Source organism: Ruegeria sp. D6 (genome assembly GCF_056534365.1).
Genome location: NZ_JBQFPH010000004.1, coordinates 52,666 through 76,820 on the forward strand (window position 1 = coordinate 52,666; position 24,155 = coordinate 76,820).

Here is a 24,155-nt window from a genome sequence, read left to right on the forward strand (position 1 = left end):
TATCTGCTCCTAATTGAAGGCGATAAAGGCGGTGGCTGTAGAGGTTTCGGGAACCAGTGAACCCAGCGCGTTCTGGCCGACCGGATGAGCGTTCAGCGGGATGAGTGGGCTGGCAGATGCGGTGAATGGATCGCGTTCGTGGGCTGTGCCCGAGCCATCCAGCTGCGCCAGGACCGTCTGAAAACGGTCAGAATATGAGGCCGCGAGGTGCTGCGTGCGCGAGTGGTAAGCCCCGGCAGCGGCGGGCCATGATCCAAGTTCCGCATAAAGCTGGGCCAGAAACCGTGCTGCATAGGTTGCGTTTTCATCCGGATCGAACATCGCGTCGATCGAGCGAAAAGCCTTACCATGCCAACGATAATTGATCTGAAAGCAACCGACATCAAAGCTGCGTACACCGGATTTGAAGATGTCGAACACGTAAGACTTTGCCTCAACCTCGGAGGCAAACCAATATCCCTGTCCTTCACGATTGATGGTCCAGGGCCAGGGTTCCAGTACCCCGTCCAGCGTGCGGCCTGTTTCAATGCGGGCAATTGCCTTTAGGACATCGAGCGGAACGCCCTCGGCCAGCGCAGCCCGTTGCGCTGCGCGATCACAAAGAGCTGCCGTTGTTGCCGCGTCTGCGGCCTGCGCCAAAAACATAAGCGCCGCAATCAGGAGGTTTTGAATTGGCATTCTGCCGGTCCGGGATTCTGATCAGTCCGGGCCAAGCTATCCAGTTACCTGTTTACAGAGAGTTAGCGTGCCTTAGTTTCGATCAATCTTTCGACCGAAGACCACGCTGGTGTTGGTGCGCGACACGCCAGGGATGCGCGCAAGTTCGTCGACCAGAATATCAAGATCATCGATCCGTGGCGCTTCGGCGGAAAGCAGCAGGTCAAATTCGCCATTGATTGACAAACACAGTTTGACCTCGGGATAAGCTTCAAGCCGCTTGATGATCCGTGTGGTTTCTTTCTGCTGCACTTCAAGCAGAACGATGATCTGAACGCGTGGCGTATCTTCGGTTTCGCGCAAGACAACCGAGTACCCTACTATAACGCCTCGCTCCTCCATGCGATTGATGCGTTCATGCACCGTTGTTCGGGCGACGCCAAGCTTAGAGGCGATGAGGGTCGTCGAATCGCGTGCATTGTGTTGCAAAGCGGCGATGATGCGTCGGTCAAGCTGGTCCATTGCGGCTCCGGGTTCAGGCAACTTCGCCTCGGTTTAGGGTAGTTTGGTGTTCGGGCTCAAGGCTGGTGCGGATAACGGGGATGCAGTTCATCAATGATGATCGGATGCGCATGAGGTTTTGGCCCAGACAGGTGGGGGTGATCCTGTGGAAGGTCAGGATGGTTATGGACCACTGCATTGTCTTCGCGCCGTGGCCAGGCAATGAGCACAAGAACCAGACCCAGAATCGCGGCAGTTACCATTCCGGCCATCGCCACAGTTGCGCCAAATCGGGTCATCAGCCACCCGGCCAGGGGATAAAGCACCAGCCAGCAAGCATGAGACAGAGTGAACTGTGCGGCAAACACAGCGGGTCGATCTTCGGGGTGGGCGGATCGGGTCAGCAGGCGGCCCGAGGGCGTCAACGTGCTGGAGTATCCAAAGCCGACCAATAGCCAGGTCGTTGTCAGTAAGCCCAGCGTCATCGGTAGGGTGGCAGATAGCAGCGCCGCTGCTGCCATGGTGCCCGTCGCCAATGATGCACCACCCAGCATGACGCGACGCTCTGGAATGTGATCCAGAAGGCGTGGCAGTGCAAATGCCGCGAGCATCGAACCGCCACCGAACCCGGCCAGCGCGATGGCAACGGCGCTTTCAGAAAGACCAAGATCGCCGCGCACGATCACGACCGTGTTGACGATGACCATCGAACTGAGCGCGGCCGCGCTCCAACTCAGCGTCAGCAGGCCCCGCAGGCGCGGGGTTTTAAGGTAAATTCGAATGCCGCGCGTTGTGCGGTCATAGATGCCACGCGGCTGGGATGGTTTGGGTGAGGGCAAAGTTGCAGACACCACAAGCAGGGCCGAGGCGACAAAACCGACACAGGTGCCCAGAAACAGGCTGTCGAAACTGACGAACAGCAGCAAGGTGGCGGCCAGCATCGGGCTCAGCAGGCTTTCCAGATCGTAAGCCAGCCGCGACAGGGACAGGGCTTTGGTATAGTCCTGTTCGTTGGTCAGCACATCCGGGATGGTGGCCTGAAACGCGGGTGTAAATCCGGCTGAGGCGGATTGCAGCACAAAGATCAGCACGTAGACCTGCCAGATTTCGGACACGAAAGGCAGGCAGAGCGCGACCACAGCGCGCACCAGATCCAGTGCGACCAGCATCCGGCGACGATCCAGCCGCTCGGCAAAGGCAGCAGCAAGCGGGGCAACGGTGACATAGGCGATCATTTTGATCGTCAGAGCGATACCAAGAACCAACCCTGCGGACTCTCCGGCCAGATCAAAAGCCAAGAGCCCAAGGGCCACCGTCGCCAACCCGGTTCCGGTCAGTGCCACGACCTGCGCGGCCAACAGGTGTCTGTAGGTACGGTTATTCAGGATGCTGAGCATTGTCGGAATTTCTCAATCGCGGTGTCGCCGATCCATAGTTCAAGTGTTGGCCACAAGGTCAAGGGTGCCGCTTTTCCAAGGACGGCGTTGAGTTTGCGGGCCAAACCGCCTATCTCGGGGCCGAAAGCGCACAAAGGACATTTCCGTGGCGAACCACTTGTATAAAAATGACCTGCCGGACGGGCTGGATCTGGGCCCGGTTGTGGCCATTGACTGTGAAACCATGGGGTTGAACCCGCATCGAGATCGCCTGTGCGTGATCCAGATGTCAGGAGGGGACGGCAACAGCCATATCGTTCAGGTTGAGATTGGGCAGACGCAGGCGCCGAACCTGTGCGCGATGCTGGAAAATCCGAATGTTTTGAAGCTGTTCCACTTTGGCCGCTTCGATATTGCTGCGATGTATCACACCTTTGGCGCTTTGGCCGCCCCGGTCTATTGCACCAAGATCGCCAGCCGGTTGGTGCGCACCTATACTGATCGTCATGGTCTTAAGAACCTGTGTCAGGAACTGATCGGCGTCGATATCTCGAAGCAACAGCAGATGAGCGATTGGGGCGCTGAAACGCTGACTGATGCCCAGTTGGACTATGCGGCATCGGATGTTTTGTACCTGCACCAACTGCGGGATGCACTGGACGGACGTCTGGCCCGCGAAGGCCGCACCGAAATGGCGCAGGCGTGTTTTGATTTCCTGCCGATGCGTGCGAAGCTTGACCTCGCAGGCTGGCCCGAAACCGATATTTTTGCGCACTCATGACTGACACCGAAGCATTCCTCAGAACCGCCCGGCAGGTCGTTACCGACGAAGCCCGCGCATTGGAGGTCCTTGCCGAAAGCTTGGACGAGCATTTCGCCGAAGCCGTGCAACTGATCCTGCAGGCCACTGGCCGCATTATTATCAGTGGTATCGGCAAATCCGGCCATATTGGCCACAAGATCGCGGCGACTCTGGCCAGCACTGGTACACCCGCCTATTTTGTCCATCCCGCCGAAGCCAGCCATGGTGATTTGGGCATGGTCTCGAAAGGCGATGTGGTCCTTGCGATCTCGAACTCAGGTGAAGCGCCGGAACTGGCGAACTTACTGGCCTTTACGCGTCGCTTTGGAATTCCGCTGATCGGGTTGTCGAGCAAGCCGGAAAGCACCTTGATGAAACAGGCGGATGTGCATCTGCTTATCCCGTCACTGGGAGAGGCCTGTGGTTTTGGGATGGTGCCCTCAATCTCGACGACGCTGACACTGGCGATGGGCGACGCGCTGGCGATTGCGCTGATGAAGTACCGGGATTTCAAACCCGAAGATTTCCGCGCTTACCACCCCGGTGGAAAGTTGGGGGCGCAACTGTCTACTGTGCGTGATCTGATGCATGAAGATTTGCCCTTGGTGACCGCTGGCACCCCGATGAGCGAGGCGCTGCTGGTCATGAGTCAGAAGAGCTTTGGTGTTGTGGGAGTCACTGATCATGCAGGTCGTTTGCTGGGTATTGTGACCGATGGCGACCTGCGCAGGAACATGGACGGACTATTGAGCAAAAACACCGAAGAGGTGATGACCGAAAACCCAATGACCATTGCGCCAAGTGCCATGGCGGAGGAGGCGGTTGCAATCATGAACGATCGCAAGATCACGTCACTCTTTGTGGTTGATCCTGACACAAATGGCCCAGCCTTGGGTCTGCTGCACATACATGACTGTCTGCGTGTAGGATTGGGTTAGGAAGATGGCTGAAGTTGATCGCCATTCCCGATGGGTGCAGTTCCTGAAGGTACTGCTACCGCTTGTGGCGATTTTGTTGCTGTCTTCTGTCTTTCTTCTTTCTCGCAGCGTCGACACCAATGTCTCGGTGCCGTTCAGTGATCAGGATATTGACGACCGGCTGACAGATCAGGTGGTCACGCGGCCCGACTATAAAGGTGTCACCCGCAAGGGTGAGGAAATCCGCGTCGAAGCCCGAAGGGCCAGTCAGGGTGGCGATGGCGACACACCGACGGCAGCCGAAGTGCAGGGCCGCTTTGGACTAAGCAATGGGGGCGAGATCACACTCGAATCCAACACAGGCATCATCAGGCCAGACAAGGGTACTGCAACGTTTGCAGGGGATGTGGTCATCACCACCAGAGACGGCATCCAGGTCACCACCGACCTGTTGAATACGTCGCTGGATGAAATACGTGGTGATAGCCCGGGACAGATTGACGGGACCGGTCCGATTGGCGACTTTACTGCCGGAAGAATGGTGTTTGGGACCGAAAAAAAGGACGGTCCGGTTCATATTCTTTTTACAGGCGGCGTGAAGTTGATATATGAGCCGCAAAAAGCAGAAAGATAACTTGTGTTCGATTTACGTGTCGCCTTTTTGTGTCTAGCCGTGGCTGTCGGAGCCACACCTGTTTCTGCACAAGAGGCTCAGGTGGCGTTCGGCTCTGTCAATGCCGACCCGACGCTGCCAGTCGAGGTGACGTCCGAGACATTGAACGTGAATCAGGAAGATGGATCGGCCGAGTTTATCGGCAACGTCATTGTCATCCAGGGTGAGATGCGCCTGACGGCAGACCGGGTTCTTGTCATCTATAACGAAGAACGCTCGGCCATCGAACGGATGGAGGCCACCGAAAACGTGGTTCTGGTCAGTCCGCCCGACGCAGCCGAGGGCGATTGGGCAGAATACACCATCGATTCCGGCGTGATTGAGATGAAGGGCAACGTGTTGCTGACGCAGGGCCCAAGTATCATCAGCGGCGACGAGATGATTGCAAATCTGACGACGGGAACTGCGACGATGTCAGGGCGTGTCAAAACCATTCTGCAACAAGGTGGCAACTGATGAACCAGCCCGAACTCTCCATCGCTGAAGGTTCTTCCGGTCTGAAGATCGAAAAGCTACGAAAGTCTTATCGCAAGAAGACCGTCATTCGCGATGTGTCCATGGAATTGAACCGCTCCGAGGTCGTGGCGTTGCTAGGCCCGAACGGATCGGGCAAGACCACCACTTTTTATTCTGTCGCGGGTCTGGTTTTCCCCGAAGCAGGCACGGTCACGATTGATGGGCAGAGCGTCACGACCCTGCCGATGTATCGTCGTGCCCGGATGGGGATCGGATATCTGCCGCAGGAGATGTCGATTTTCCGCGGGATGAGCGTTGAAGACAACATCGCTTCGGTTCTAGATATCACGGTTAAACATGCCCATCGCCGCAAGGAGCGGCTGGAAGAGCTGCTATCGGACTTTTCCATCGAACACCTGCGCCGAGCGCCTGCATTGGCATTGTCCGGCGGGGAACGCCGAAGGGTCGAAATTGCGCGCTGTCTGGCCGCCGATCCGAAATATCTGCTGTTGGACGAACCATTTGCGGGTGTCGATCCGATCAGTGTCGGTGATATCCGGCATCTGGTGGCCGATCTGAAAAAGCGTGGCATCGGAGTACTGATCACGGATCATAACGTCCGGGAAACGCTGGAGATTGTGGATCGGGCTTATATCTTGCATGACGGCCAGGTTTTGATGTCAGGCACGCCCGATGAAGTTGTCGAAAACGAAAATGTTCGCCGGGTCTATCTGGGTGAAAACTTCCGTATTTCATAAGGTTGTGCGGAGATGCGCCTGATGCATGACGGAAATCACGTATATACACACCTGTTTTGATTGACTCTTCCCTCACCTCTTGGCTCAATTGGCATATGGCATTTCTTCGGTTCCAAACTGGATCTCGATCTCCCTTCGTTGAAGGGCCGGGCCAACGGCAACCGCAGAACATGCCGATACCCCCCACCCGATAAAAACAAGTCAGTCGCGTTACGCGACGTCAGAATGGGTGTGAATTGTGAAGGAGATCACATGCGTTACCAAATCAGCGGAAAACAGATCGACATCGGTGCGGCCCTGCAGACCCATGTGCAGACCGAACTGGGCGAGGTCGTGGGCAAATATGCCCAGCGGCCTACAGACGCCAATGTCGTCTTTTCCCGTTCGGCGCATGAATATGTATGCGAAACCACCGTGCATCTGTCGACCGGCCTGACCGCACAGGCCAAGGCGCACGCGACCGAGATTTACGCGGCATTCGAAGGCTGCTGCGACAAGATGGAGACACAACTGCGACGCTATAAGCGCCGCCTGAAAGACCACCATAAGGATCGGTCCGAGCCGGTTGAACTCTTTGGCGCGTCCTCTTATATCCTCGCCTCTGACGAATCGGAGACGGCAGACGAACCCGAATCGCTGCAGCCTATGATCGTGGCTGAGATGGAAACCAAGATCCCATCGCTCAGTGTTGGTGAAGCCGTCATGCAGATGGAACTCGCTGGTGCTCCGGTACTGGTGTTCCGAAATGAGAACAAGGACGGATTGAATGTCGTTTATCGCCGCGAGGACGGCAATATCGGTTGGATCGATCCGTAACAGGCAAGACAAATCGGCCTGCCCCCGAATAGCCGGGGGCACGGCTTAGGAGCAAAATGATGGAGCTTTCGAGCATTCTAAAGCCAGAAGCGGTGCGTGTACTGTCCGCTGCTTCCAGCAAGAAGCGTTTGTTTCAGGAAATTGGCGATGTGGGCGCCGCGACGCTTGGGCTGGATGCTCAGACGATCGTAGACAGCCTGCTTGAGAGGGAGAGCCTTGGCCCAACTGGTGTTGGACATGGTGTTGCACTTCCGCACGCACGGCTTTCCGAACTGGAATCGGTTTCGGGCGTGTTTGTCATGCTGGAAAAGCCCATCGACTTCGGGTCGGTCGACCGTCAGCCGGTCGATTTGGCGTTTTCCCTGTTTGCGCCAGAAGAGGCGGGGGTTGAACACCTTAAGGCGCTGGCGTTGGTCTCGCGCACGCTGCGCGAGCAATCGGTCTGCGCCAAGCTGCGGGCCAACCCTGACCCGGTAAAGCTATATGCCATTCTGACTGAAGCGCAATCGATGCAAGCTGCCTGATTGGCCCATTTATCAACAAAAAAAGCCCCCGATTTGTCGGGGGCATTTTTTTTGTTTCTTTAGCTGGCGTGATCAGCCGCCGGATCCCATTTCCAGCGTCCACCAGATCTTGCCACCGCCTTCTTGGTGCCAGGCGAACCCCATCTGGGTGGCGCGCGGGTCCATGATCACAGCACGAGGACCGGGTTCCTGCATCCATGCGGCCAGCGTTTCGGTCTCGGTCTCAAAGGTTTCCGAGATCGCTTCACCCAGGAATGTACCGAAGTAACCGGCGCGCGCCGCGCGATCCAACGGAGACGAACCGTCCGAACCGAAATGCCATGGCCGATTCTGTCGCGCCATGTCTTTCGCATGAGTGGCGGCAGCTGCATTCAGTTGCGAGTTCAATTGGACCTGTTGCAGGCCAGATGCTTGCCGCAAGGCATTCACCGAATCCAGCATTCTGAACTGCAGCTTTTCAGGGTTGCCACGAATTTTGTACACAGATGGCAGCGGCCTGCCATCGGCGCCAATAGCGGATGTGCCCGAATCGGTACATGCCGCAAGTGCGACAAAACAAATCGCTAGTAGAGAAAGAATACGTGTCATGATCGGCCTAAATATTGTGTCGAGAAGGGAAATAGCCTGCTTGACCGCCCGGAGCAAACCTACAATGCCCCAACCTTGCGTGATTCTGCCGGTTTGATTTGCGACTGAAGCATTCTGGCCATAAAATGCCTTAGATTTTGCATTTGCTGTTAGCAGAGGACCGATCTCCATGGTCAAGAAACATATTCTTACATCGACGCGCCGGGGATTCCTGGCCGGTGCAACCGCTAGCTTGGCCTCGCCTGCGTTGGCTCAGTATATTCCGGGCGACCCGCTACGCCCCGCCCCGGAACCCGAAGCTCCGGTACGCCGCAATGTGTCGGGATTCCGTGCGCTGGACTGGCAGCCCTATTTTTCGAACACAAGAAACGGTGCCATTCTGGTGGATACCGTATCCAGAGCGCTGCATTATTGGTCAGATGATCAATCCGTATACAAACTGTACCCTTCTTCGGTGCCTCTGACCGAGGAATTGACCCGTCGCGGACGCACCAGTGTCATTCGCAAGGTGGAAGGCCCAAGCTGGTCACCGACGCCATCGATGAAGAAGCGCAACCCTGAATGGCCGGATTATATTCCGCCGGGTCCTGATAACCCGCTGGGAACACACGCTTTATATCTGAGCTGGAAGTATTATCGCATCCATGGCACCCACGATACGCGTAAAATTGGACGCCGGTCGTCGAACGGGTGCATTGGCTTGTTCAACGATGACATCGCCGAACTGTTTTCTATGGCCAAGGTCGGCACGCAAGTGTTGCTAATTTGACGACATTTTCGCGCACGAACCCGCTTGCGAGACAAGTTGCAATTGCAATCCGCCTGCATTGCTGATTAGAAAAACTCACGAGGTAAGTCTTAGATGCGTGGTTTCGCTATTGGGAATCGCGCAAATTCTGGAGGTTAATATGAAGAAACTCGTTCTCGCTGCTGCTCTGACTGCTGCTGCTTCGACCGCATATGCTGGCAACCTGGAAGAGCCGGTTGTTGAAGCACCTGTTGTTGTCGAAGAGACCCAAGGTTCGTCGCAGGGCATCATCCTGCCGCTGATCCTGCTGGTTGTTGTTGCCGCAGCTGTTGCAGCAAGCTAAGTCGACGAGACTTTATGCACTTAAAAGGCGGTGGTGCAAACCACCGCCTTTTTTCGTGTCTGGTGAAAGCGCGATTAGTCTAACCAACCACGCAGATTGTCTTCGATCACCTTACTCAGCGCGGCGATATGCGAATCATCGTCGTTAAGGCAAGGGATATAGGTGAACGATTCACCACCTGCCTCTTCGAAGCTCTCTTTGATCTCTTCGTTGATCTCTTCCAGCGTCTCAATGCAATCGGCAGAGAAGGCAGGTGCGATGACGGCGATGTTCTTCTTACCCTGACGCGCCAGATCAGCCACGTGATCAACGGTGTAGGGCTTCAGCCATTCTTCTGGTCCAAAGCGCGATTGAAAGGTCGAGATCAGCTGATCATCCGTCCATCCCAGACGCTCTTTCAGTAGCCTTGATGTTTTCACGCAGTGGCAGTGATAGGGGTCCCCTTGCTGCAAATAGCGCTGGGGCATCCCGTGATACGAGCAGACCAGGACATCCGGTTTTGTCTCCATATCTGCATAGGCGCGCTCGACAGAGCTCGCCAACGCATCGATATAGGCAGGTTCGTCGAAATAGGCCGGAACAGTTCGGCTGGCAGGCTGCCATGTCTCTTTCATCAACGCGCGGAAGAACTGATCATTTGCTGTAGCAGTCGTGGCACCGGCATATTGCGGGTAGAGCGGGAAGAACAGGATGCGATCACAGCCTTCTTCTACCATCTCTCGGACCTTCGACGGAGTTGAAGGATTGCCGTAGCGCATGCAAAAATCCAGCATCACCCGATCGCCATACCGCTGCTGCATCGCTGCGCGCAGCTTGGCAGTCTGATCTTTGGTGATCGTCATCAACGGGCTTTCGCCCTTATCGTGATTCCAGATTGACTTGTACGCCTCACCCGAACTGAAAGGCCGCTTGGTCAGAATGATGCTTTGCAGAATCGGCTGCCACTTCCACGCCGGGTAGTCGATCACGCGCTTGTCCGACAGGAACTCGTTCAGATACCGCCGCATAGGCCAATAACTGTAGTCATCTGGAGTTCCCAGATTAGCCAGCAGGATGCCGACGCGGCCCATCTTGACCTTGGGATGGTCTGCAGGGGCATGGGTTGGACGAGTGGCATCAAACATTGAAAGCTTCCTGATTTGTGGTGTCTGGCCTGAGATATAGGGAAAAGGTCGGTCGTCAATCGGGCAGTTTGCCCTCATCCGTACCTAGCGCATCAGCCAGCCGCATCTTGGCGGATCCCGGACGCAAAGGTTTGGGTTGGCTGTCATCGGGGGTCCAGCCCGTCAGACAGATCAGTTCAAAGGTTGCCGTCAGGCGGCCCTGTGGCGATGCGTAATGCCCGGCGTAGATGTCCTGCGCTTTGTCAAAAACAGCGCGTCGGGTCGGGTGTTTCAGGCGATCCGCCAAAGCGTTGGTTTCCCCCATCGCACGCAGATCACGCATCAGATGCACCAGATCGCGATATTCTGCGGACAGCGTCGCCTTGTCGGCGACCGGCAAAGCCAGCCCGGCCCGTTGTAGCAGCCCCCCCAGATCACGAAGCTCGGCCATGGGGGCGATGCGGGGGCTGAGACCGCCGGTCTCCTCTATCTCGGCCTGACCCAGAGCGGCGCGCAATTCCTGAAGGGTGTCACCCCCCAAACATACCGCCAGTAGCAATCCATCGGGTTTCATGGCGCGATGGCATTGGATCAGTTGGCCGACCGGGTCGTTTGCCCAATGCAGCGCCATCGCATGTATCACGAGGTCATGCGCACCTGGCGTCAAGTCGAGAACATCTTCATCCCCAATCACCCGAGCCTCGGGCCACAACCCCTCCCAGATATGGGGGAAGGGGGTCACGACGGCGGGCGCCTTAAAGGTTTTGTTAACCATGGGCAGACGATCCTGCACTTCGTCAACGGCGGCACGGTGCAGGAAAAGCGCCTCGTCCCGCACGCGGCTGCGGTGAAGCGCAAGGACGGCGCGGTCAAACAGAGAGGGTGTAGTGTCGGACGGAAGCTTCATAAGCCGCAAGTATCGCATTCGTCAGGGGATTCAAACCGCTGTCGAGATGATCTACCCACCGCGTTGCCTGTCCTGCGGAGCACTGACCGAATCCGATTTCGGCCTCTGCGGCGCATGCTGGCGCGACACGCCGTTCATCGGTGGCACCGTCTGCGAAAGCTGCGGCATGCCACTTCCCGGCGCGCAGGACGGACACCGGATTGAATGTGATGACTGCCTCAGGGCACCGCGCGCGTGGCAGCATGGTCGGGCAGCGTTGCTGTATCAGGGGGGCGCGAAGGCACTTATACTTGCCTTTAAGCACGGGGATCGGCCTGAGCTGGCCCGCCCTGCCGCCCGCTGGATGGCCCAAGCCGGGCAAGAGCTGTTGCACCCGAACATGCTGATCGCGCCGGTTCCGCTGCACTGGACCCGGCTGATCAAGCGTCGCTACAATCAATCGGCGCTGCTGGCGGGGCATCTGGGCCGGGAAGCGGAGTTGAGTGTCTGCCCCGATCTTCTGGTACGCACGGTACGCACCCCTGTTCTGGATGGAAAAACTGCTGTTGAGCGATCCCTCGCGCTGTCCAACGCCATATCCCTGCACCGAAAACGTGCTCCCATGATCAGAGGCCGGGATATTCTTCTGGTCGATGATGTTATGACCTCGGGTGCGACGTTGGACGCCTGCGCGCGTGTCTGTCGCGCGTCAGGGGCAAATCATATTTTCGTGTTGGTACTGGCGCGCGTTGCCAAGGATGCCTAATTCGCCCAAGAATGTGCGAAACCCAAAGGGACGGAATATGAAGCCGGTAGAAATCTACACCTCGCCGCTGTGCGGCTTTTGTCATGCGGCCAAGCGGTTGTTGAAACAGAAAGGCGTCGAATTCAAGGAAATCGACGTGCTGATGCATCCGAAACGCAAACCTGAAATGATCCAGCGCGCGGCAGGAAAACGCACTGTGCCGCAGATTTTTGTGGGCACCACCCATGTTGGTGGGTGCGACGATCTTTACGAGCTTGAACGTCAGGGCAAGCTGGACCGCCTGCTGGCGGCTTGATGAAAACCGCTTTGCTGCAGATCACCGCGTCGGATGATCCGACCGAGAATCTGGACATGGTGCGAACCATGATGGCCGATGCGGCTGCGCAAGGTGCGCAGTTCATTCTGACGCCTGAAGTCACGAATTGCGTCTCAACCAGCACCACTCGGCAGCGCGAGGTTTTGCAGCATGAAGAGGACGATATCACTCTGGCGGGCCTTGGCGAACAGGCCGCCAATTTGGGTGTTTGGCTGCTGATCGGGTCACTAGCGATCAAAACGCATGATACCGATGGCCGCTTTGCCAACCGTAGCTTCATGATCGACCCGCAGGGGCAGATCGTGGCGCAGTATGACAAGATTCATATGTTCGACGTGCAGGTCACGGAATCCGAGACCTTCCGCGAATCGAAGAACTACCGCCCCGGCCAGAAAGCAGTGATTGCTGACACCGATTTCGGCAAGGTTGGTTTGACCATCTGCTATGATATTCGATTTCCCTACCTGTATGCCGCTTTGGCGCAGGCAGGCGCGCGGATTCTCACTGTCCCGGCGGCGTTTTCGCCGGTCACTGGTGCGGCCCATTGGGAAGCGCTGCTACGCGCGCGGGCCATTGAGACCGGCTGCTGGGTGCTGGCTCCGGCACAAACGGGTGAGCACCCTAAAACTCGTGGCAAGACGCGATATACACACGGCCACAGCATGGTTGTCGCCCCGTGGGGAGAGGTGCTGATCGACGCAGGCACCGATCCGGGCATTCACTTTTTTGATTTGGATGATAGGTCTGTTACAGAGGCGCGACGACGCGTGCCTTCACTAACACATGTCCGCCCCTTTGACGGACCCTGATCCAGAACCGGACCATGACTGACGAAAAAAATGCCCTTGCGGTCACGCTGTTCAGCGAGATCCTGACCGCCGATCAGCTATTGCGCAACCGGCTGAGCCGGGTGCTGCCCAAGGGCATGGAAATCTCGCATTTCTCGGTGCTGAACCATCTGGTGTTTGTCGGCGACGAGCGCACCCCGGCGCAACTTGCCAACACGTTCCATGTGACGCGCGGGGCGATGACCAACACTTTGGCCAAGCTGGAATGGGCCGGTTATATCCACATCCGCCCCGACTGGGACGACGCCCGCCGCAAGATGGTCGCCATCAGCCCCGCAGGCCGACGCGCACGCGATCAGGCGATTTCCTCGATTGCCCCGCTGATCAACCGCGTGGTCGGAGAGCTGGGGCTGGAGCGGGTGCGCAGCACGCTGCCCGTGCTTCGGGATTTGCGGTTGCAGTTGGAGGGGGAGTAGGGGCTTTACGCCAACTGCGCCAAAGGATCGTAAAAGATGACGGACGAAATTTGGGTTTCAGACATTACCGTCGGGATGGACCTGCAGAGGCCATTCCGAGCGCTTGTCCCCGATGATTTTCCTGAAGAACCAAGTGAACGCTTCAAGGCCTTCAGGTGGCAACCCGGATCAGGTTATCATGCGAATCTGTATCGTTGGCAGCGCCACGGGGAGCCGCTGGAGCAGCAGGATATCTTGCCGGATTTCTTTCAAGAGGTTGCTCCTGAAGATCATGATTTTGAGCCTCACTACGGGGAGTATTCTCCTGTAATCACTTTGTTTGGAATTCTGGCGATCCGATCAGATGTGGCTGATATCCTCAAAAATCTCGAATTAGGGCAAGGGGGACTTTATCCCGTCAACCTGTTCGAAAGAGACAAGATCACACCGATTGAGCAGGACTACTCGATCCTGTGGATCGCAAACAAATCCGGCACGCTGAACATTGCTGAGTCAAAAAGTCTTCGACGAGCCCGACCCGACCGGGATGACCTTTTTCGACTTCCTGAATGGAAGGATGCCAAGCCCGGGGACGTTGTCTGCAATGCAGATGCGGCGTCCGGGATCGACATTTGGCGCGACCCGGGCGTACCACATCGCGTTTTTCTAAATGGGCGTCTCAAACACTCGTTGGACGAAGCTGGTTTTGCCTCAGCGTTTTACCTTCACCGTTTAGCCGTAAAATAATCAAGCGTAGGATGGGTTTTAACCCATCGCTTAAGATCGAAAACGCTTGCAAGATGGGTTGAAAACCCATCCTACCTAGGCTTCACACTCGCCGTCACGTAATTCACGCTCAAATCCCGGTCCGAGATCGACCAGCTCCACAGGATCGGGTTGAAGACGAACCCCTTGCGGTCCACCGGATCCAGCCCGGCCTGGCGCAGCAGGTCGAACAGCTCATCCGGGGTGATGAACTTGTTCCACTCGTGCGTGCCGCGCGGCAGCCAACGCATGACGACCTCGGCCCCGATGATGGCCATCGCGTAGGATTTTGGGTTGCGATTGATGGTTGAGCAGATCAGTAACCCGCCCGGTTTCAGCAATTGCTGCGATGCGGTCAGGAAACCCAACGGATCAGCGACGTGTTCGACCACTTCCATATTCAGCACCACATCGAACTGTTCGCCTGCGGCGGCCATGTCTTCGGCGGTAGTGTGGCGGTAGTCGATCTGCAGCCCCGATTGCTCGGCATGGATGCGAGCGACAGGCAGGTTGCCTTCGGCGGCGTCGGCGCCCACGACCGTGGCGCCCAAACGCGCCATCGGTTCGCTCAATAACCCGCCGCCGCAGCCGATATCCAGCAGGCGCAAGCCTTCGAAGGGACGCGGAGCTTTCAGATCACGGTCGAACTCGCCTGCGATCTGCTGTGTGATATAATCCAGGCGACACGGATTCAGCATGTGCAGAGGTTTGAATTTCCCATGCGGGTCCCACCATTCCGCAGCCATCGCCTCGAATTTTGCGATCTCGGACGGGTCAACCGTGTTCGGATGCGCTTGCATTCCTGTCTCCGTGTGCTCTTTTACGCTTAAGGACTATATAGGGCCGTAATGGATAAGTACCCGGACCAAAAGCGCGCAGTTCAATATCTTTACCCGCCGATCGATCCGTTCGATCAGCGCGTGGTCGATATGGGCGATGGGCACCGTATTTATGTGGAACAATGCGGTAATCCCAATGGGATACCAGTGGTGATCCTGCATGGCGGGCCGGGCGGCGGCTGCAGTCCGGCGATGCGACGGTATTTCAACCCGGATGCCTATCGGGTGATTCTCTTTGATCAGCGCGGATGTGGTCGGTCGCGGCCAACCGCGTCGGTCGAAAACAACACGACATGGCATCTGGTGGCGGATATCGAGCGTCTGCGCAAATTGTTCGACATCGAAGATTGGATCGTCTTTGGCGGCAGCTGGGGCGCGACACTGGCGTTGATCTATGCCCAAACACATCCAGATCGGGTAAATCGGCTGGTATTGCGCGGCGTGTTTCTGGCCACACAGGCCGAGCTGGACTGGTTTTATGGCGGTGGTGCGGGCAAATTCTGGCCTGAACAATGGGCCAAGTTCACCTCTCTCTTGCCCGAGCATGAAGTAAATGACGCAATTGCGGCCTACAACAAGCGCCTGTTTTCGGGCGACCGCGCGACCGAGATCCTCTATGCCCGCGCGTGGTCGCATTGGGAAAACGCTTTGGCTTCGATCCACACCAACGGATCGGTCGGGGAAAGCCCCGGCGAATACGCGCGAACTTTTGCGCGGCTTGAGAATCACTATTTCACGAACAAGGCGTTTCTAGAGTATGACGGGCAAATTCTGGATCAGATGGACCGGATTGCCCATATTCCCGGTCAAATCGTTCAGGGACGCTATGACATGATCTGCCCACCGCAGGCTGCATGGAACCTGTCCGAGCGCTGGCCCAATGCCGAACTGAAGATGGTGCGGCAAGCCGGTCACGCCCTGTCAGAACCGGGCATCAGCGCGGAACTGGTTCGGATCATGGATCGCGTGTCGGAGGAAACGGTATGACTCGCATCGACCGTCGCGCATTATTTGCCTCGGGCGCCGCCGCCGCTTTGCTGGCGGCGACAGGAGCGTCTCTGGCCGATACGCCGAAACAGGGTGGCACCTTGCGGCTGGCGGTGCCACGCGACAACAGTCTGGAACAGGTGGCTCGGGGCGCAGTCTTTGACAGCCTGACCGAGATCGCGCCGGATGGTACCCTGCGCGGAGAGCTGGCTACAAATTGGCAGACCGATGCTTATGCGCGGGTCTGGAACTTTGACCTGCGCGATGATGCTGTGTTCCACGATGGCACCAAGCTGGACGTGAACGATGTTCTAGCTGTTCTGGAAGATATTGGTCAGGCCGAGGCCATTGCACCTGATCGTGTGCAGTTGCAATTGGCTGAGGGCAACCCGGGACTACCATTCTTGCTGGCTGGGTCACGGTTTGTCATTGCGCGAGGGGGCGTGACGCCACTGGCTCAGGCCAACGGCACAGGATGCTACCGGGTTGAGCGGGCCGAGGATGAACGTCATTTCCGCGCACACAGGGTGTCCAATCACTACAAAAGCGGAACGGCAGGATGGGTTGATACGCTTGAGATTATCGTGATCCCGGACGCCGGGGTGCGGGCCGAAGCATTGCGCGATGGATATGTAGATATCGCAGCGCTCCCGGCTGGTGAGGAGCTAACCGCGCAACGCGGGCTGCGATATCATCCGTCTGAGGCCGAGATGGCGTTGGCGATGGCCTCTCATGTCGGTATGCCGCGCCAGATCAGCCGGGCTGCGCTGGATGATGGGCGCATCGCCGAACGGTGGTGGCTGGCGTAAATTTGATCACGATTTGCGCCGGGGGTTGCAGACTCAGGAACTCCTGCGTATATGCAGTTGCAACAGCGGCGCGTTGGACTTCTGGTCCGGGGCTCCACCGGAAAATTCGACGGGCCGCGCGCCCGTTTTTTTGTGCCCGATAGCAGGGTAGAGAACCTGAATGACAAACGACCTGATAGCCAAAGCTGCCATCGACCGGCGACTGGCCGAGATCATCACCCCTGTGATCGAGGATCTGGGGTATGAGCTTGTCCGCATTCGGCTGATGAGCGGCAAGACCACCACGATGCAGATTATGGCAGACAAGCCCGATGGCGGCATCGAAGTGGATGACTGCGCCGAGATTTCCAATGCGGTCAGCGCCACTCTGGATGTCGAAGACCCCATTTTGGACGCCTACACGCTTGAAGTTTCCAGCCCCGGAATTGACCGTCCTCTGACCCGTCTCAAAGATTTTGAGACGTTCGAAGGGTATGAGGCCAAGATCGAAACCGCAGAACTGATCGACGGTCGCCGCCGCTTCAAGGGCGAATTGGCCGGGATCGAAGGGGATGAGGTTCTGATCAACATCCCCGAGGGAGACGAGACGATCACCATCGGTTTGCAATTCGACTGGCTGAGCGATGCCAAGCTGGTCCTGACCGATGATCTGATCAAGGAAATGCTGCGCCAGCGCAAAGACGCCGGTGCCCTGAACGAAAACGCTTTCGACGAGATTGAGACCGAAGGGTCCGAAGAGGAGACGAACTGATGGCAATCACCTCAGCCAACCAGCTGGAGCTGCTGCAGACCGCCGAGGCCGTGGCCCGCGAAAAGATGATCGACCCCGGTCTGGTTGTCGAAGCGATGGAAGAATCGCTCGCCCGTGCCGCCAAGAGCCGTTACGGCGCCGAGATGGACATCCGCGTCAGCATCGACCGCAAGACCGGCAAGGCGACCTTTACCCGTGTCCGCACCGTGGTCGAGGATGAAGAGCTTGAGAACTATCAGGCCGAGATGACCGTCGAGCAGGCCAAGCAGTACATGGAGGCGCCAGAGGTTGGTGACGTCTTCGTTGAAGAAGTCCCGCCCGTGGAAATGGGCCGTATCGCTGCTCAGTCCGCCAAGCAGGTCATCTTGCAAAAGGTTCGCGAAGCCGAGCGTGATCGTCAGTACGAAGAATTCAAGGATCGTGCAGGCACCATCATCAACGGTGCGGTCAAGCGTGAAGAGTTCGGCAATGTGATCGTCGATCTGGGCGGTGCCGAGGCTGTTCTGCGCCGCAATGACAAGATCGGTCGCGAAAGCTATCGCCCGAATGACCGCGTGAGGGCGTACATCAAAGAGGTTCGTCGTGAGGTCCGCGGCCACCAGATTTTCCTGTCGCGCACCGCGCCGGAATTCATGGCCGAGCTGTTCAAGATGGAAGTGCCGGAAATCTATGACGGCATCATCGAGGTCAAGGCCGTTGCTCGTGATCCCGGCTCGCGCGCCAAGATTGCCGTGATTTCTTATGACGGCTCGATTGACCCCGTCGGCGCTTGTGTTGGTATGCGCGGCAGCCGCGTGCAGGCCGTGGTAAACGAGCTGCAGGGAGAGAAAATCGACATCATCCCGTGGAACGAAGATCAGCCGACTTTCCTTGTCAACGCTCTGCAGCCCGCCGAAGTTTCAAAGGTGGTTCTGGACGAAGAAGCTGGCAAGATCGAAGTTGTGGTTCCCGAGGAGCAACTGAGCCTCGCCATTGGCCGTCGTGGTCAGAACGTGCGTCTGGCCAGCCAGCTGACCAATCTGGACATCGACATCATGACCGAAGCCGAAGAATCGGCGCGCCGTCAGAAAGAATTCGAGGCTCGTACCCAGTTGTTCATGGAAACGCTGGATCTGGACGAATTCTTCGCTCAGCTGCTGGTTTCTGAAGGCTTCACCAACCTCGAAGAAGTGGCATACGTTGAAATCGACGAACTGCTGGTCATCGACGGTGTGGATGAAGGTACCGCGCAAGAACTTCAGACACGTGCACGCGAATTCCTGGAAGCTCAGGCCAAGGCGGCGCTGGATGCAGCCCGTGCGCTGGGTGCCGAGGACAGTCTTATTGAATTCGAGGGCCTGACACCCCAGATGGTAGAGGCGCTGGCCAAGGATGATGTGAAGACTCTGGAAGACTTCGCAACCTGCGCCGACTGGGAACTGGCCGGTGGCTGGACCACGGTCGATGGCGAACGCATCAAGGATGATGGTGTACTGGAGCCCTTCGGCGTGACGCTGGAAGAAGCGCAGGATCTGGTCATGACCGCGCGCATCATGCTGGGCTGGGTTGATCCGGCCGAGCTGGAGCAGGCCGAAGAAGACGGCGAAGCAACCGATGAGGAGGTCGAGGCCTGATCTCAGGCCTCGGGTGGCTGACATGGGTCGCGGTGGCGTCCATAAGGATCGGTCGGAAGGCCCTGAACGCAAGTGCATCGCCACGGGCGAGGTTCAGCCCAAATATGGCTTGATCCGCTTTGTGACGGGGCCGGATGGTCAGGTTTTTCCCGATGTCGCGGCGAAATTGCCGGGGCGTGGGGTTTACGTGGCGGCGGATCGTGCGGCGCTGGACAAGGCGGTGAACAAGAAACTGTTCTCGCGCGGGTTTAAGGCACAGGTGAGTGCCGCCAAGGACCTGACCGATGAGGTCGAGAAACAGGTGGCGCGTCGTGTGATCGAGCTGATCAGTCTGGCGCGCAAGTCCGGTGACGCGGTCGCCGGGTATGAAAAGGTCAAGTCGTGGCTGGACCGGGAAGAGGCCCAGGTGCTGATTCAGGCCTCAGATGGATCGGGGCGCGGCAAGTCGAAACTCAGCACGCCGCACTTCGGGAAATACATCGGCTGGCTGACCGCAGACGAGCTTGGGGCGGCATTTGGGCGCCAAACCGTGATTCATGCGGCCTTGGCCTCTGGCGGACTCGCCAAACGTGTTGTAGAGGAAGCGCAGCGCCTGCGTGGCTTGCGCGAAAAGGATGACGGCGGCAAGGGCCGCTCGGAAGGGTAAGAAGCTTTATGAGCGATAGTGACGGCAAAAAGACATTGGGTCTTCGTGGCGGGGCACGCCCCGGAAATGTGAAACAGAGTTTCAGCCACGGACGCACCAAGAATGTCGTGGTGGAGACCAAACGCAAACGCGTGGTCGTACCCAAGCCGGGCGCGACCAAACCAAGTGGTGGTGCGACACCTTCGGGTGATCCTTCGCGTCGCCCAGCGGGTATTTCCGATGCGGAAATGGCGCGTCGTATGAAGGCGTTGCAAGCCGCCAAAGCGCGCGAGGCTGAAGAGGCCGCTGCCCGTGAGGCGCAGGAAAAGGCGCGCGAAGAAGAACGCGCACGCCGCCGGGCCGAACAAGAGGCCAAGGAACGCGAGCAGCGTGAAGCTGAAGAGCGTGCCCGTGCCAAGGCCGAAGAGGAAGAACGCAAGCGTAAAGAGGCCGAGGAAGCAGCCCAGCGTGCTGCCGCAGCCCCGGCACCCGCCGAGCCCAAGGCCGCACGCAGCCCATCCAGCAAGCCTGCACCTGCTGCGGCACCGCGCAAGCAGGATCGCGAGCGTGAGCAGCGTGGCCGTGGCAAGGGCCGTGACGACAACCGCCGCTCGGGCAAGCTGACACTTGGTCAGGCCACTGGCGGCGAAGGCAATCGCCAACGCTCGATGGCCGCGATGAAGCGCAAGCAGGAGCGTGCGCGCCAGAAGGCCATGGGCGGCACGGTCGAGCGGGAAAAGGTGATCCGCGACGTTCAGCTGCCCGAGGCGATCATGGTCTCGGAACTGGCCAACCGTATGGCCGAGCGTGTCGCTGACGTTGTCAAATCGCTGATGCAGATGGGCATGATGGTCACGCAGAACCAGACCATCGATGCTGACACCGCTGAACTGATCATCGAAGAATTTGGCCACAAGGTCACGCGTGTGTCCGATTCGGACGTTGAAGACGTCATCAAAGAGGTCGAAGACAGCGATGACGATCTGCAGCCGCGTCCGCCGGTCATCACCATCATGGGTCACGTTGACCACGGCAAAACCTCGTTGCTGGATGCGATCCGCGACGCGCGTGTTGTTGCCGGCGAAGCTGGTGGCATCACCCAGCATATCGGCGCCTATCAGGTGAAAACCGATGGTGGCACCACGCTGACCTTCCTGGATACACCGGGACACGCGGCCTTTACCTCAATGCGCTCGCGCGGGGCTCAGGTCACGGATATCGTGGTTCTGGTTGTCGCCGCTGATGACGCGGTGATGCCGCAGACGATTGAGGCGATCAACCACGCCAAAGCGGCCGAAGTGCCAATGATCGTGGCGATCAACAAGATCGACAAGCCCGACGCGAACCCCGACAAAGTCCGCACTGACTTGTTGCAGCACGAAGTGATCGTCGAGAAGATGTCGGGTGAGGTTCAGGACGTTGAGGTCTCGGCCATGACTGGTCAGGGTCTGGACGAATTGCTGGAAGCCATTGCACTGCAGGCCGAGATTCTGGAACTGAAAGCCAACCCAGATCGCGCCGCCCAAGGTGCCGTGATCGAGGCGCAGCTGGATGTGGGCCGTGGTCCCGTCGCCACCGTTCTGGTTCAGAACGGCACGCTGCGTCAGGGCGATATCTTCGTTGTGGGTGAGCAGTACGGTAAGGTCCGTGCGCTGATCAACGACAAGGGCGACCGTGTCAAAGAAGCTGGCCCCTCAGTTCCGGTCGAGGTTCTGGGTCTCAACGGTACGCCCGAAGCAGGTGACGTTCTGAACGTGACCGAGACCGAAGCGCAGGCCCGTGAGATCGCTGCTTATCGTGAGCAAGCCGCCAAGGACAAACGCGCCGCCGCCGGTGCCGCGACCACCCTTGAACAGCTGATGCAGAAGGCGAAGGAAGACGAAAACGTCACCGAGCTGCCTATTCTGATGAAAGCGGATGTGCAGGGCTCTGCCGAAGCCATCGTTCAGGCGATGGAGAAGATCGGCAACGACGAAGTGCGCGTACGCGTTCTGCACTCGGGTGTTGGTGCGATCACCGAGACGGATGTCGGCCTGGCCGAAGCCTCTGGTGCACCGATCTTTGGCTTCAACGTGCGTGCGAACGCATCGGCGCGGAACACTGCGAACCAGAAGGGCGTCGAGATCCGCTATTACTCGGTGATCTACGATCTGGTGGATGACGTGAAAGCGGCCGCATCCGGCCTGTTGAGCGCCGAGATTCGCGAAAAGTTCATCGGTTACGCCGAGATCAAAGAGGTCTTCAAGGTTACCGGCGTCGGCAAAGTTGCTGGCTGTCTGGTCACCGAAGGTGTTGCCCGCCGCTCGGCTGGCGTACGCCTGCTGCGCGACAACGTGGTGATCCACGAAGGCACGCTGAAGACCCTCAAGCGCTTCAAGGATGAAGTGGCCGAAGTTCAGTCGGGTCAGGAATGCGGTATGGCGTTCGAGAATTACGACGATATTCGCGCCGGCGACGTGATCGAGATTTTCGAACGCGAAGAGGTCACGCGTACGTTGGACTGATCCGGATCTAGAAAAAAACTTAAAACAGCGGCCCCACTAGGCCGCTGTTTTCATTTAGGTTAGTCCGTGCGCGACGACAGAAACGTGCCCGAAGGCATGATGATGTCAAAATGATGCTTGCCCTTCTGCAGATCGAAACTGACCGAATGTCCGGCCTTGCGCAGTAGTTCAGCATAGTCACGGCTTTGGCGGATAAACTCGGGCGTATCCCGCTCGGCGACTGTCACCCTGTAACGGGGTCCTGGCGCGGGCAGGTTGAGGCAGGGTGAGAGATCGTGAACCTCGACCTTGGTCAGTTGCAGCGGATCATTCACCGAGGTCAGGCTTATCGGAACAAGGTCATAGACCCCGCTGATCAGGATCACATTGCGCACCCGCAGACCGGCCTGTGCAAACGCCTTCGAAGACGTCGCCATCACCATCGCAACCAGATGGGCACCTGCACTGTGACCCGATAGCGTGATGTTTGATGGATCAAAACCCAGTGTTTCGGCCTGTGACGCAAGCCACAACAAGGCGGTACGGCATTCTTCGACCATCTGCCCCAATCTGGCATCGGGGGCGAGCGTATAATTCAGCGTGGCAAAGGCTTGCCCGTTCTCATGCAATACCGGTGCCATAGGGGCCGACTCACGCTGGCTAAGCGCCTGCCAATAGCCACCATGAATAAAGACATGCAAAGGCGCGTTGGCGCCAGGTGCGGGGAAGAAATCCAGAACTTGCGTCGGGCTGTCGCCATAGGAACGGTTTTCCTGCATCCTAATTTCAGACCGTGCCTGTGCGCTGAGGGCTGAATAGCTGGCTAGATATGGCGTCAGATCGCCTCCGATCATTGAGCTTGGAGAATACTCCTGCTCAAGCTCTTCTTGGGTGAATCCGCGATACAGCATGGCCTATTCCCCAGTATACATCAGTTCGGTTCGCACGTCGTAGAGGTCGTGGAAAAACCGCAACTCCAGCGCTTTGCGCAGGAAGGCCACGCCGCTAGATCCACCCGTTCCGGGCTGCATTCCGATCACGCGCTCAACCGCGGTTGCATGATCGAATCGCCACCTCTGGAACAGAGATTCCACATCCATCAGTTTTTCGGCCAGCGCGTAAAGATCCCAGTATTGCTCCGTGTTGCGGAACACTTCGACCCAGATTTTGACGATACGCGGATCGCCGGAATAGGGCTTTGCGTAATCCCGCTCGATCAGATCATGCGGCACGTCAAACCCTTGCCGGGCCAGCATCCGCAGCACTTCGTCATAGAGCGAGGGTTTGGTAAGAGCCGCGTTCAGCATCTCCATCACTTCTGGGTCATGCGCATGCACTTTCAGGGTCGCGGGATCTTTGTTGCCCAGAATGAACTCGATTTGGCGATAGCCATAGCTTTGAAAGCCTGACGAACTGCCTAATGCGTCCCGAAACGTCATGTAGTCCGCGGGAGTCATAGTCAGTAGCGTCTCCCACGCGGCGATCAACTGCCGTTGGATCGCCTTGATCCGGTCGAGGTTCTTCATCGCCGGACCGAAATCGTCCTGCTGCAAGAACCGGCGGACTTCGACAAGTTGATGGTGCATCAGTTTCAGCCACAGTTCGCTGACCTGATGAATGATGATGAACAACATCTCATCAGGTTGGGCCGGGTCCTGAAAGGTCTTTTGCAGGTTCAGCAGAGTCTTAAGTTGCAGAAAATCCCCATAGCTTTTGCGGTGAGTTTCTGTGAAATCGGTGACCAGAGACTCTTCGATTCCCCGTTCTGTATACCTGTCTTTGTCGCCCATGTGCTCCTCCAGACGCGCGG

The 24,155-nt window shown here is 57.7% G+C and carries 29 protein-coding genes; 20 read left to right on the forward strand and 9 right to left on the reverse strand.

Annotated elements, in window-relative coordinates; all coding sequences use genetic code 11:
* Positions 1-9: 9 nt before the first annotated feature.
* From ACR0A1_RS14335 to ACR0A1_RS14345, 3 genes are all read right to left on the reverse strand, one after another.
* A complete protein-coding gene (locus ACR0A1_RS14335; RefSeq protein WP_480868075.1) occupies positions 10-678 on the reverse strand; it encodes a transglycosylase SLT domain-containing protein in 669 nt (222 codons plus the stop codon).
* 72 nt (positions 679-750) lie between these two features.
* On the reverse strand, positions 751-1,179 hold the full coding sequence (locus ACR0A1_RS14340) for an Lrp/AsnC family transcriptional regulator (protein WP_480868076.1): 429 nt from the start codon (positions 1,177-1,179) through the stop codon (positions 751-753).
* A 56-nt stretch (positions 1,180-1,235) separates the two neighbouring features.
* Positions 1,236-2,555 carry an MFS transporter gene (locus ACR0A1_RS14345; RefSeq protein WP_480868077.1) on the reverse strand — a complete coding sequence of 440 codons (1,320 nt, stop codon included), beginning with the start codon at positions 2,553-2,555 and terminating at the stop codon, positions 1,236-1,238.
* 145 nt (positions 2,556-2,700) lie between these two features.
* Here ACR0A1_RS14345 and ACR0A1_RS14350 point away from each other — a divergent pair, with 145 nt between their 5' ends.
* The 7 genes from ACR0A1_RS14350 (at position 2,701) to ACR0A1_RS14380 (ending at position 7,480) form a co-directional block, all read left to right on the forward strand.
* Positions 2,701-3,315 carry a ribonuclease D gene (locus ACR0A1_RS14350; RefSeq protein WP_170597160.1) on the forward strand — a complete coding sequence of 205 codons (615 nt, stop codon included), beginning with the start codon at positions 2,701-2,703 and terminating at the stop codon, positions 3,313-3,315.
* Positions 3,312-4,274 carry a KpsF/GutQ family sugar-phosphate isomerase gene (locus tag ACR0A1_RS14355; protein WP_170597161.1) on the forward strand — a complete coding sequence of 321 codons (963 nt, stop codon included), beginning with the start codon at positions 3,312-3,314 and terminating at the stop codon, positions 4,272-4,274. Before ACR0A1_RS14350 ends, ACR0A1_RS14355 begins: the two co-directional genes overlap by 4 nt.
* A 4-nt stretch (positions 4,275-4,278) precedes the next feature.
* Positions 4,279-4,887, forward strand: coding sequence for an LPS export ABC transporter periplasmic protein LptC (locus tag ACR0A1_RS14360; RefSeq protein ID WP_170408672.1), 609 nt, complete (start codon positions 4,279-4,281; stop codon positions 4,885-4,887).
* 3 nt (positions 4,888-4,890) lie between these two features.
* On the forward strand, positions 4,891-5,382 hold the full coding sequence (locus ACR0A1_RS14365; RefSeq protein ID WP_255611996.1) for an LptA/OstA family protein: 492 nt from the start codon (positions 4,891-4,893) through the stop codon (positions 5,380-5,382).
* Positions 5,382-6,140, forward strand: a complete 759-nt coding sequence (gene lptB, locus ACR0A1_RS14370) for an LPS export ABC transporter ATP-binding protein (protein ID WP_170423341.1) — start codon at positions 5,382-5,384, stop codon at positions 6,138-6,140. Before ACR0A1_RS14365 ends, lptB begins: the two co-directional genes overlap by 1 nt.
* A 252-nt stretch (positions 6,141-6,392) precedes the next feature.
* Positions 6,393-6,956 (forward strand): ribosome hibernation-promoting factor, HPF/YfiA family, encoded by a 564-nt coding sequence (gene hpf, locus ACR0A1_RS14375; RefSeq protein WP_039541074.1) that lies wholly within the window; start codon positions 6,393-6,395, stop codon positions 6,954-6,956.
* Between the two features lie 59 nt (positions 6,957-7,015).
* Positions 7,016-7,480, forward strand: coding sequence for a PTS sugar transporter subunit IIA (locus tag ACR0A1_RS14380; RefSeq protein WP_170395318.1), 465 nt, complete (start codon positions 7,016-7,018; stop codon positions 7,478-7,480).
* 72 nt (positions 7,481-7,552) lie between these two features.
* Here ACR0A1_RS14380 and dalA read toward each other — a convergent pair whose 3' ends face one another.
* Positions 7,553-8,068: a divisome-associated lipoprotein DalA gene (gene dalA / locus ACR0A1_RS14385; protein ID WP_255611997.1), complete on the reverse strand. Its 516-nt coding sequence runs from the start codon at positions 8,066-8,068 to the stop codon at positions 7,553-7,555.
* A gap of 169 nt (positions 8,069-8,237) precedes the next feature.
* Here dalA and ACR0A1_RS14390 point away from each other — a divergent pair, with 169 nt between their 5' ends.
* The gene (locus tag ACR0A1_RS14390) at positions 8,238-8,837 is read left to right on the forward strand and encodes a L,D-transpeptidase (protein WP_170395325.1); all 600 of its coding nucleotides are present in this window, start codon (positions 8,238-8,240) and stop codon (positions 8,835-8,837) included.
* Between the two features lie 139 nt (positions 8,838-8,976).
* Positions 8,977-9,159 carry a hypothetical protein gene (locus ACR0A1_RS14395; RefSeq protein WP_010442520.1) on the forward strand — a complete coding sequence of 61 codons (183 nt, stop codon included), beginning with the start codon at positions 8,977-8,979 and terminating at the stop codon, positions 9,157-9,159.
* Positions 9,160-9,233: 74 nt separating this feature from the next.
* On the opposite strand, the gene hemH is transcribed toward ACR0A1_RS14395, so the two are convergent.
* Positions 9,234-10,283, reverse strand: a complete 1,050-nt coding sequence (hemH, locus tag ACR0A1_RS14400; RefSeq protein ID WP_480868080.1) for a ferrochelatase — start codon at positions 10,281-10,283, stop codon at positions 9,234-9,236.
* A gap of 55 nt (positions 10,284-10,338) precedes the next feature.
* Positions 10,339-11,169 (reverse strand): methyltransferase domain-containing protein, encoded by an 831-nt coding sequence (locus ACR0A1_RS14405; protein ID WP_480868082.1) that lies wholly within the window; start codon positions 11,167-11,169, stop codon positions 10,339-10,341.
* On the opposite strand from ACR0A1_RS14405, the gene ACR0A1_RS14410 reads away from it, so the two are divergent.
* The 5 genes from ACR0A1_RS14410 to ACR0A1_RS14430 are packed head-to-tail and all read left to right on the forward strand — an operon-like array spanning position 11,150 to position 14,220.
* Complete coding sequence (locus ACR0A1_RS14410) at positions 11,150-11,914, forward strand: double zinc ribbon domain-containing protein (RefSeq protein WP_480562711.1); 765 nt, start codon at positions 11,150-11,152, stop codon at positions 11,912-11,914. The two genes, ACR0A1_RS14405 and ACR0A1_RS14410, sit on opposite strands and share 20 nt — an antisense overlap.
* Before the next feature lie 37 nt (positions 11,915-11,951).
* A complete protein-coding gene (gene grxC, locus ACR0A1_RS14415) occupies positions 11,952-12,209 on the forward strand; it encodes a glutaredoxin 3 (RefSeq protein ID WP_170395334.1) in 258 nt (85 codons plus the stop codon).
* On the forward strand, positions 12,209-13,039 hold the full coding sequence (locus ACR0A1_RS14420) for a carbon-nitrogen hydrolase family protein (RefSeq protein ID WP_480868084.1): 831 nt from the start codon (positions 12,209-12,211) through the stop codon (positions 13,037-13,039). The genes grxC and ACR0A1_RS14420 overlap by 1 nt, the downstream gene beginning before the upstream one ends.
* Before the next feature lie 14 nt (positions 13,040-13,053).
* Positions 13,054-13,494, forward strand: coding sequence for a MarR family winged helix-turn-helix transcriptional regulator (locus tag ACR0A1_RS14425; protein WP_170395340.1), 441 nt, complete (start codon positions 13,054-13,056; stop codon positions 13,492-13,494).
* Positions 13,495-13,530: 36 nt separating this feature from the next.
* Positions 13,531-14,220: a hypothetical protein gene (locus ACR0A1_RS14430; protein WP_223117458.1), complete on the forward strand. Its 690-nt coding sequence runs from the start codon at positions 13,531-13,533 to the stop codon at positions 14,218-14,220.
* Positions 14,221-14,291: 71 nt separating this feature from the next.
* Here the strand turns inward: ACR0A1_RS14430 and ubiG are convergent, their stop codons facing one another.
* On the reverse strand, positions 14,292-15,038 hold the full coding sequence (gene ubiG, locus ACR0A1_RS14435; protein WP_170664356.1) for a bifunctional 2-polyprenyl-6-hydroxyphenol methylase/3-demethylubiquinol 3-O-methyltransferase UbiG: 747 nt from the start codon (positions 15,036-15,038) through the stop codon (positions 14,292-14,294).
* Between the two features lie 48 nt (positions 15,039-15,086).
* Here ubiG and pip point away from each other — a divergent pair, with 48 nt between their 5' ends.
* From pip to infB, 6 genes are all read left to right on the forward strand, one after another.
* Positions 15,087-16,064, forward strand: a complete 978-nt coding sequence (gene pip / locus ACR0A1_RS14440) for a prolyl aminopeptidase (RefSeq protein WP_480868086.1) — start codon at positions 15,087-15,089, stop codon at positions 16,062-16,064.
* The gene (locus tag ACR0A1_RS14445; protein WP_480868088.1) at positions 16,061-16,873 is read left to right on the forward strand and encodes an ABC transporter substrate-binding protein; all 813 of its coding nucleotides are present in this window, start codon (positions 16,061-16,063) and stop codon (positions 16,871-16,873) included. Before pip ends, ACR0A1_RS14445 begins: the two co-directional genes overlap by 4 nt.
* Before the next feature lie 160 nt (positions 16,874-17,033).
* Entirely contained in the window at positions 17,034-17,624 is a 591-nt protein-coding gene (gene rimP, locus ACR0A1_RS14450) for a ribosome maturation factor RimP (RefSeq protein WP_010442531.1), read from the forward strand.
* Positions 17,624-19,237: a transcription termination factor NusA gene (gene nusA, locus ACR0A1_RS14455; protein WP_170423355.1), complete on the forward strand. Its 1,614-nt coding sequence runs from the start codon at positions 17,624-17,626 to the stop codon at positions 19,235-19,237. Before rimP ends, nusA begins: the two co-directional genes overlap by 1 nt.
* A 22-nt stretch (positions 19,238-19,259) precedes the next feature.
* On the forward strand, positions 19,260-19,883 hold the full coding sequence (locus tag ACR0A1_RS14460) for an RNA-binding protein (RefSeq protein WP_170395356.1): 624 nt from the start codon (positions 19,260-19,262) through the stop codon (positions 19,881-19,883).
* Between the two features lie 8 nt (positions 19,884-19,891).
* Positions 19,892-22,366 carry a translation initiation factor IF-2 gene (gene infB, locus ACR0A1_RS14465; protein WP_170395359.1) on the forward strand — a complete coding sequence of 825 codons (2,475 nt, stop codon included), beginning with the start codon at positions 19,892-19,894 and terminating at the stop codon, positions 22,364-22,366.
* Between the two features lie 59 nt (positions 22,367-22,425).
* Here the strand turns inward: infB and ACR0A1_RS14470 are convergent, their stop codons facing one another.
* Positions 22,426-23,256 (reverse strand): alpha/beta hydrolase, encoded by an 831-nt coding sequence (locus tag ACR0A1_RS14470; RefSeq protein ID WP_480868090.1) that lies wholly within the window; start codon positions 23,254-23,256, stop codon positions 22,426-22,428.
* Between the two features lie 3 nt (positions 23,257-23,259).
* Entirely contained in the window at positions 23,260-24,135 is an 876-nt protein-coding gene (locus ACR0A1_RS14475) for a tryptophan 2,3-dioxygenase (protein ID WP_170515673.1), read from the reverse strand.
* Positions 24,136-24,155 lie beyond the last annotated feature (20 nt).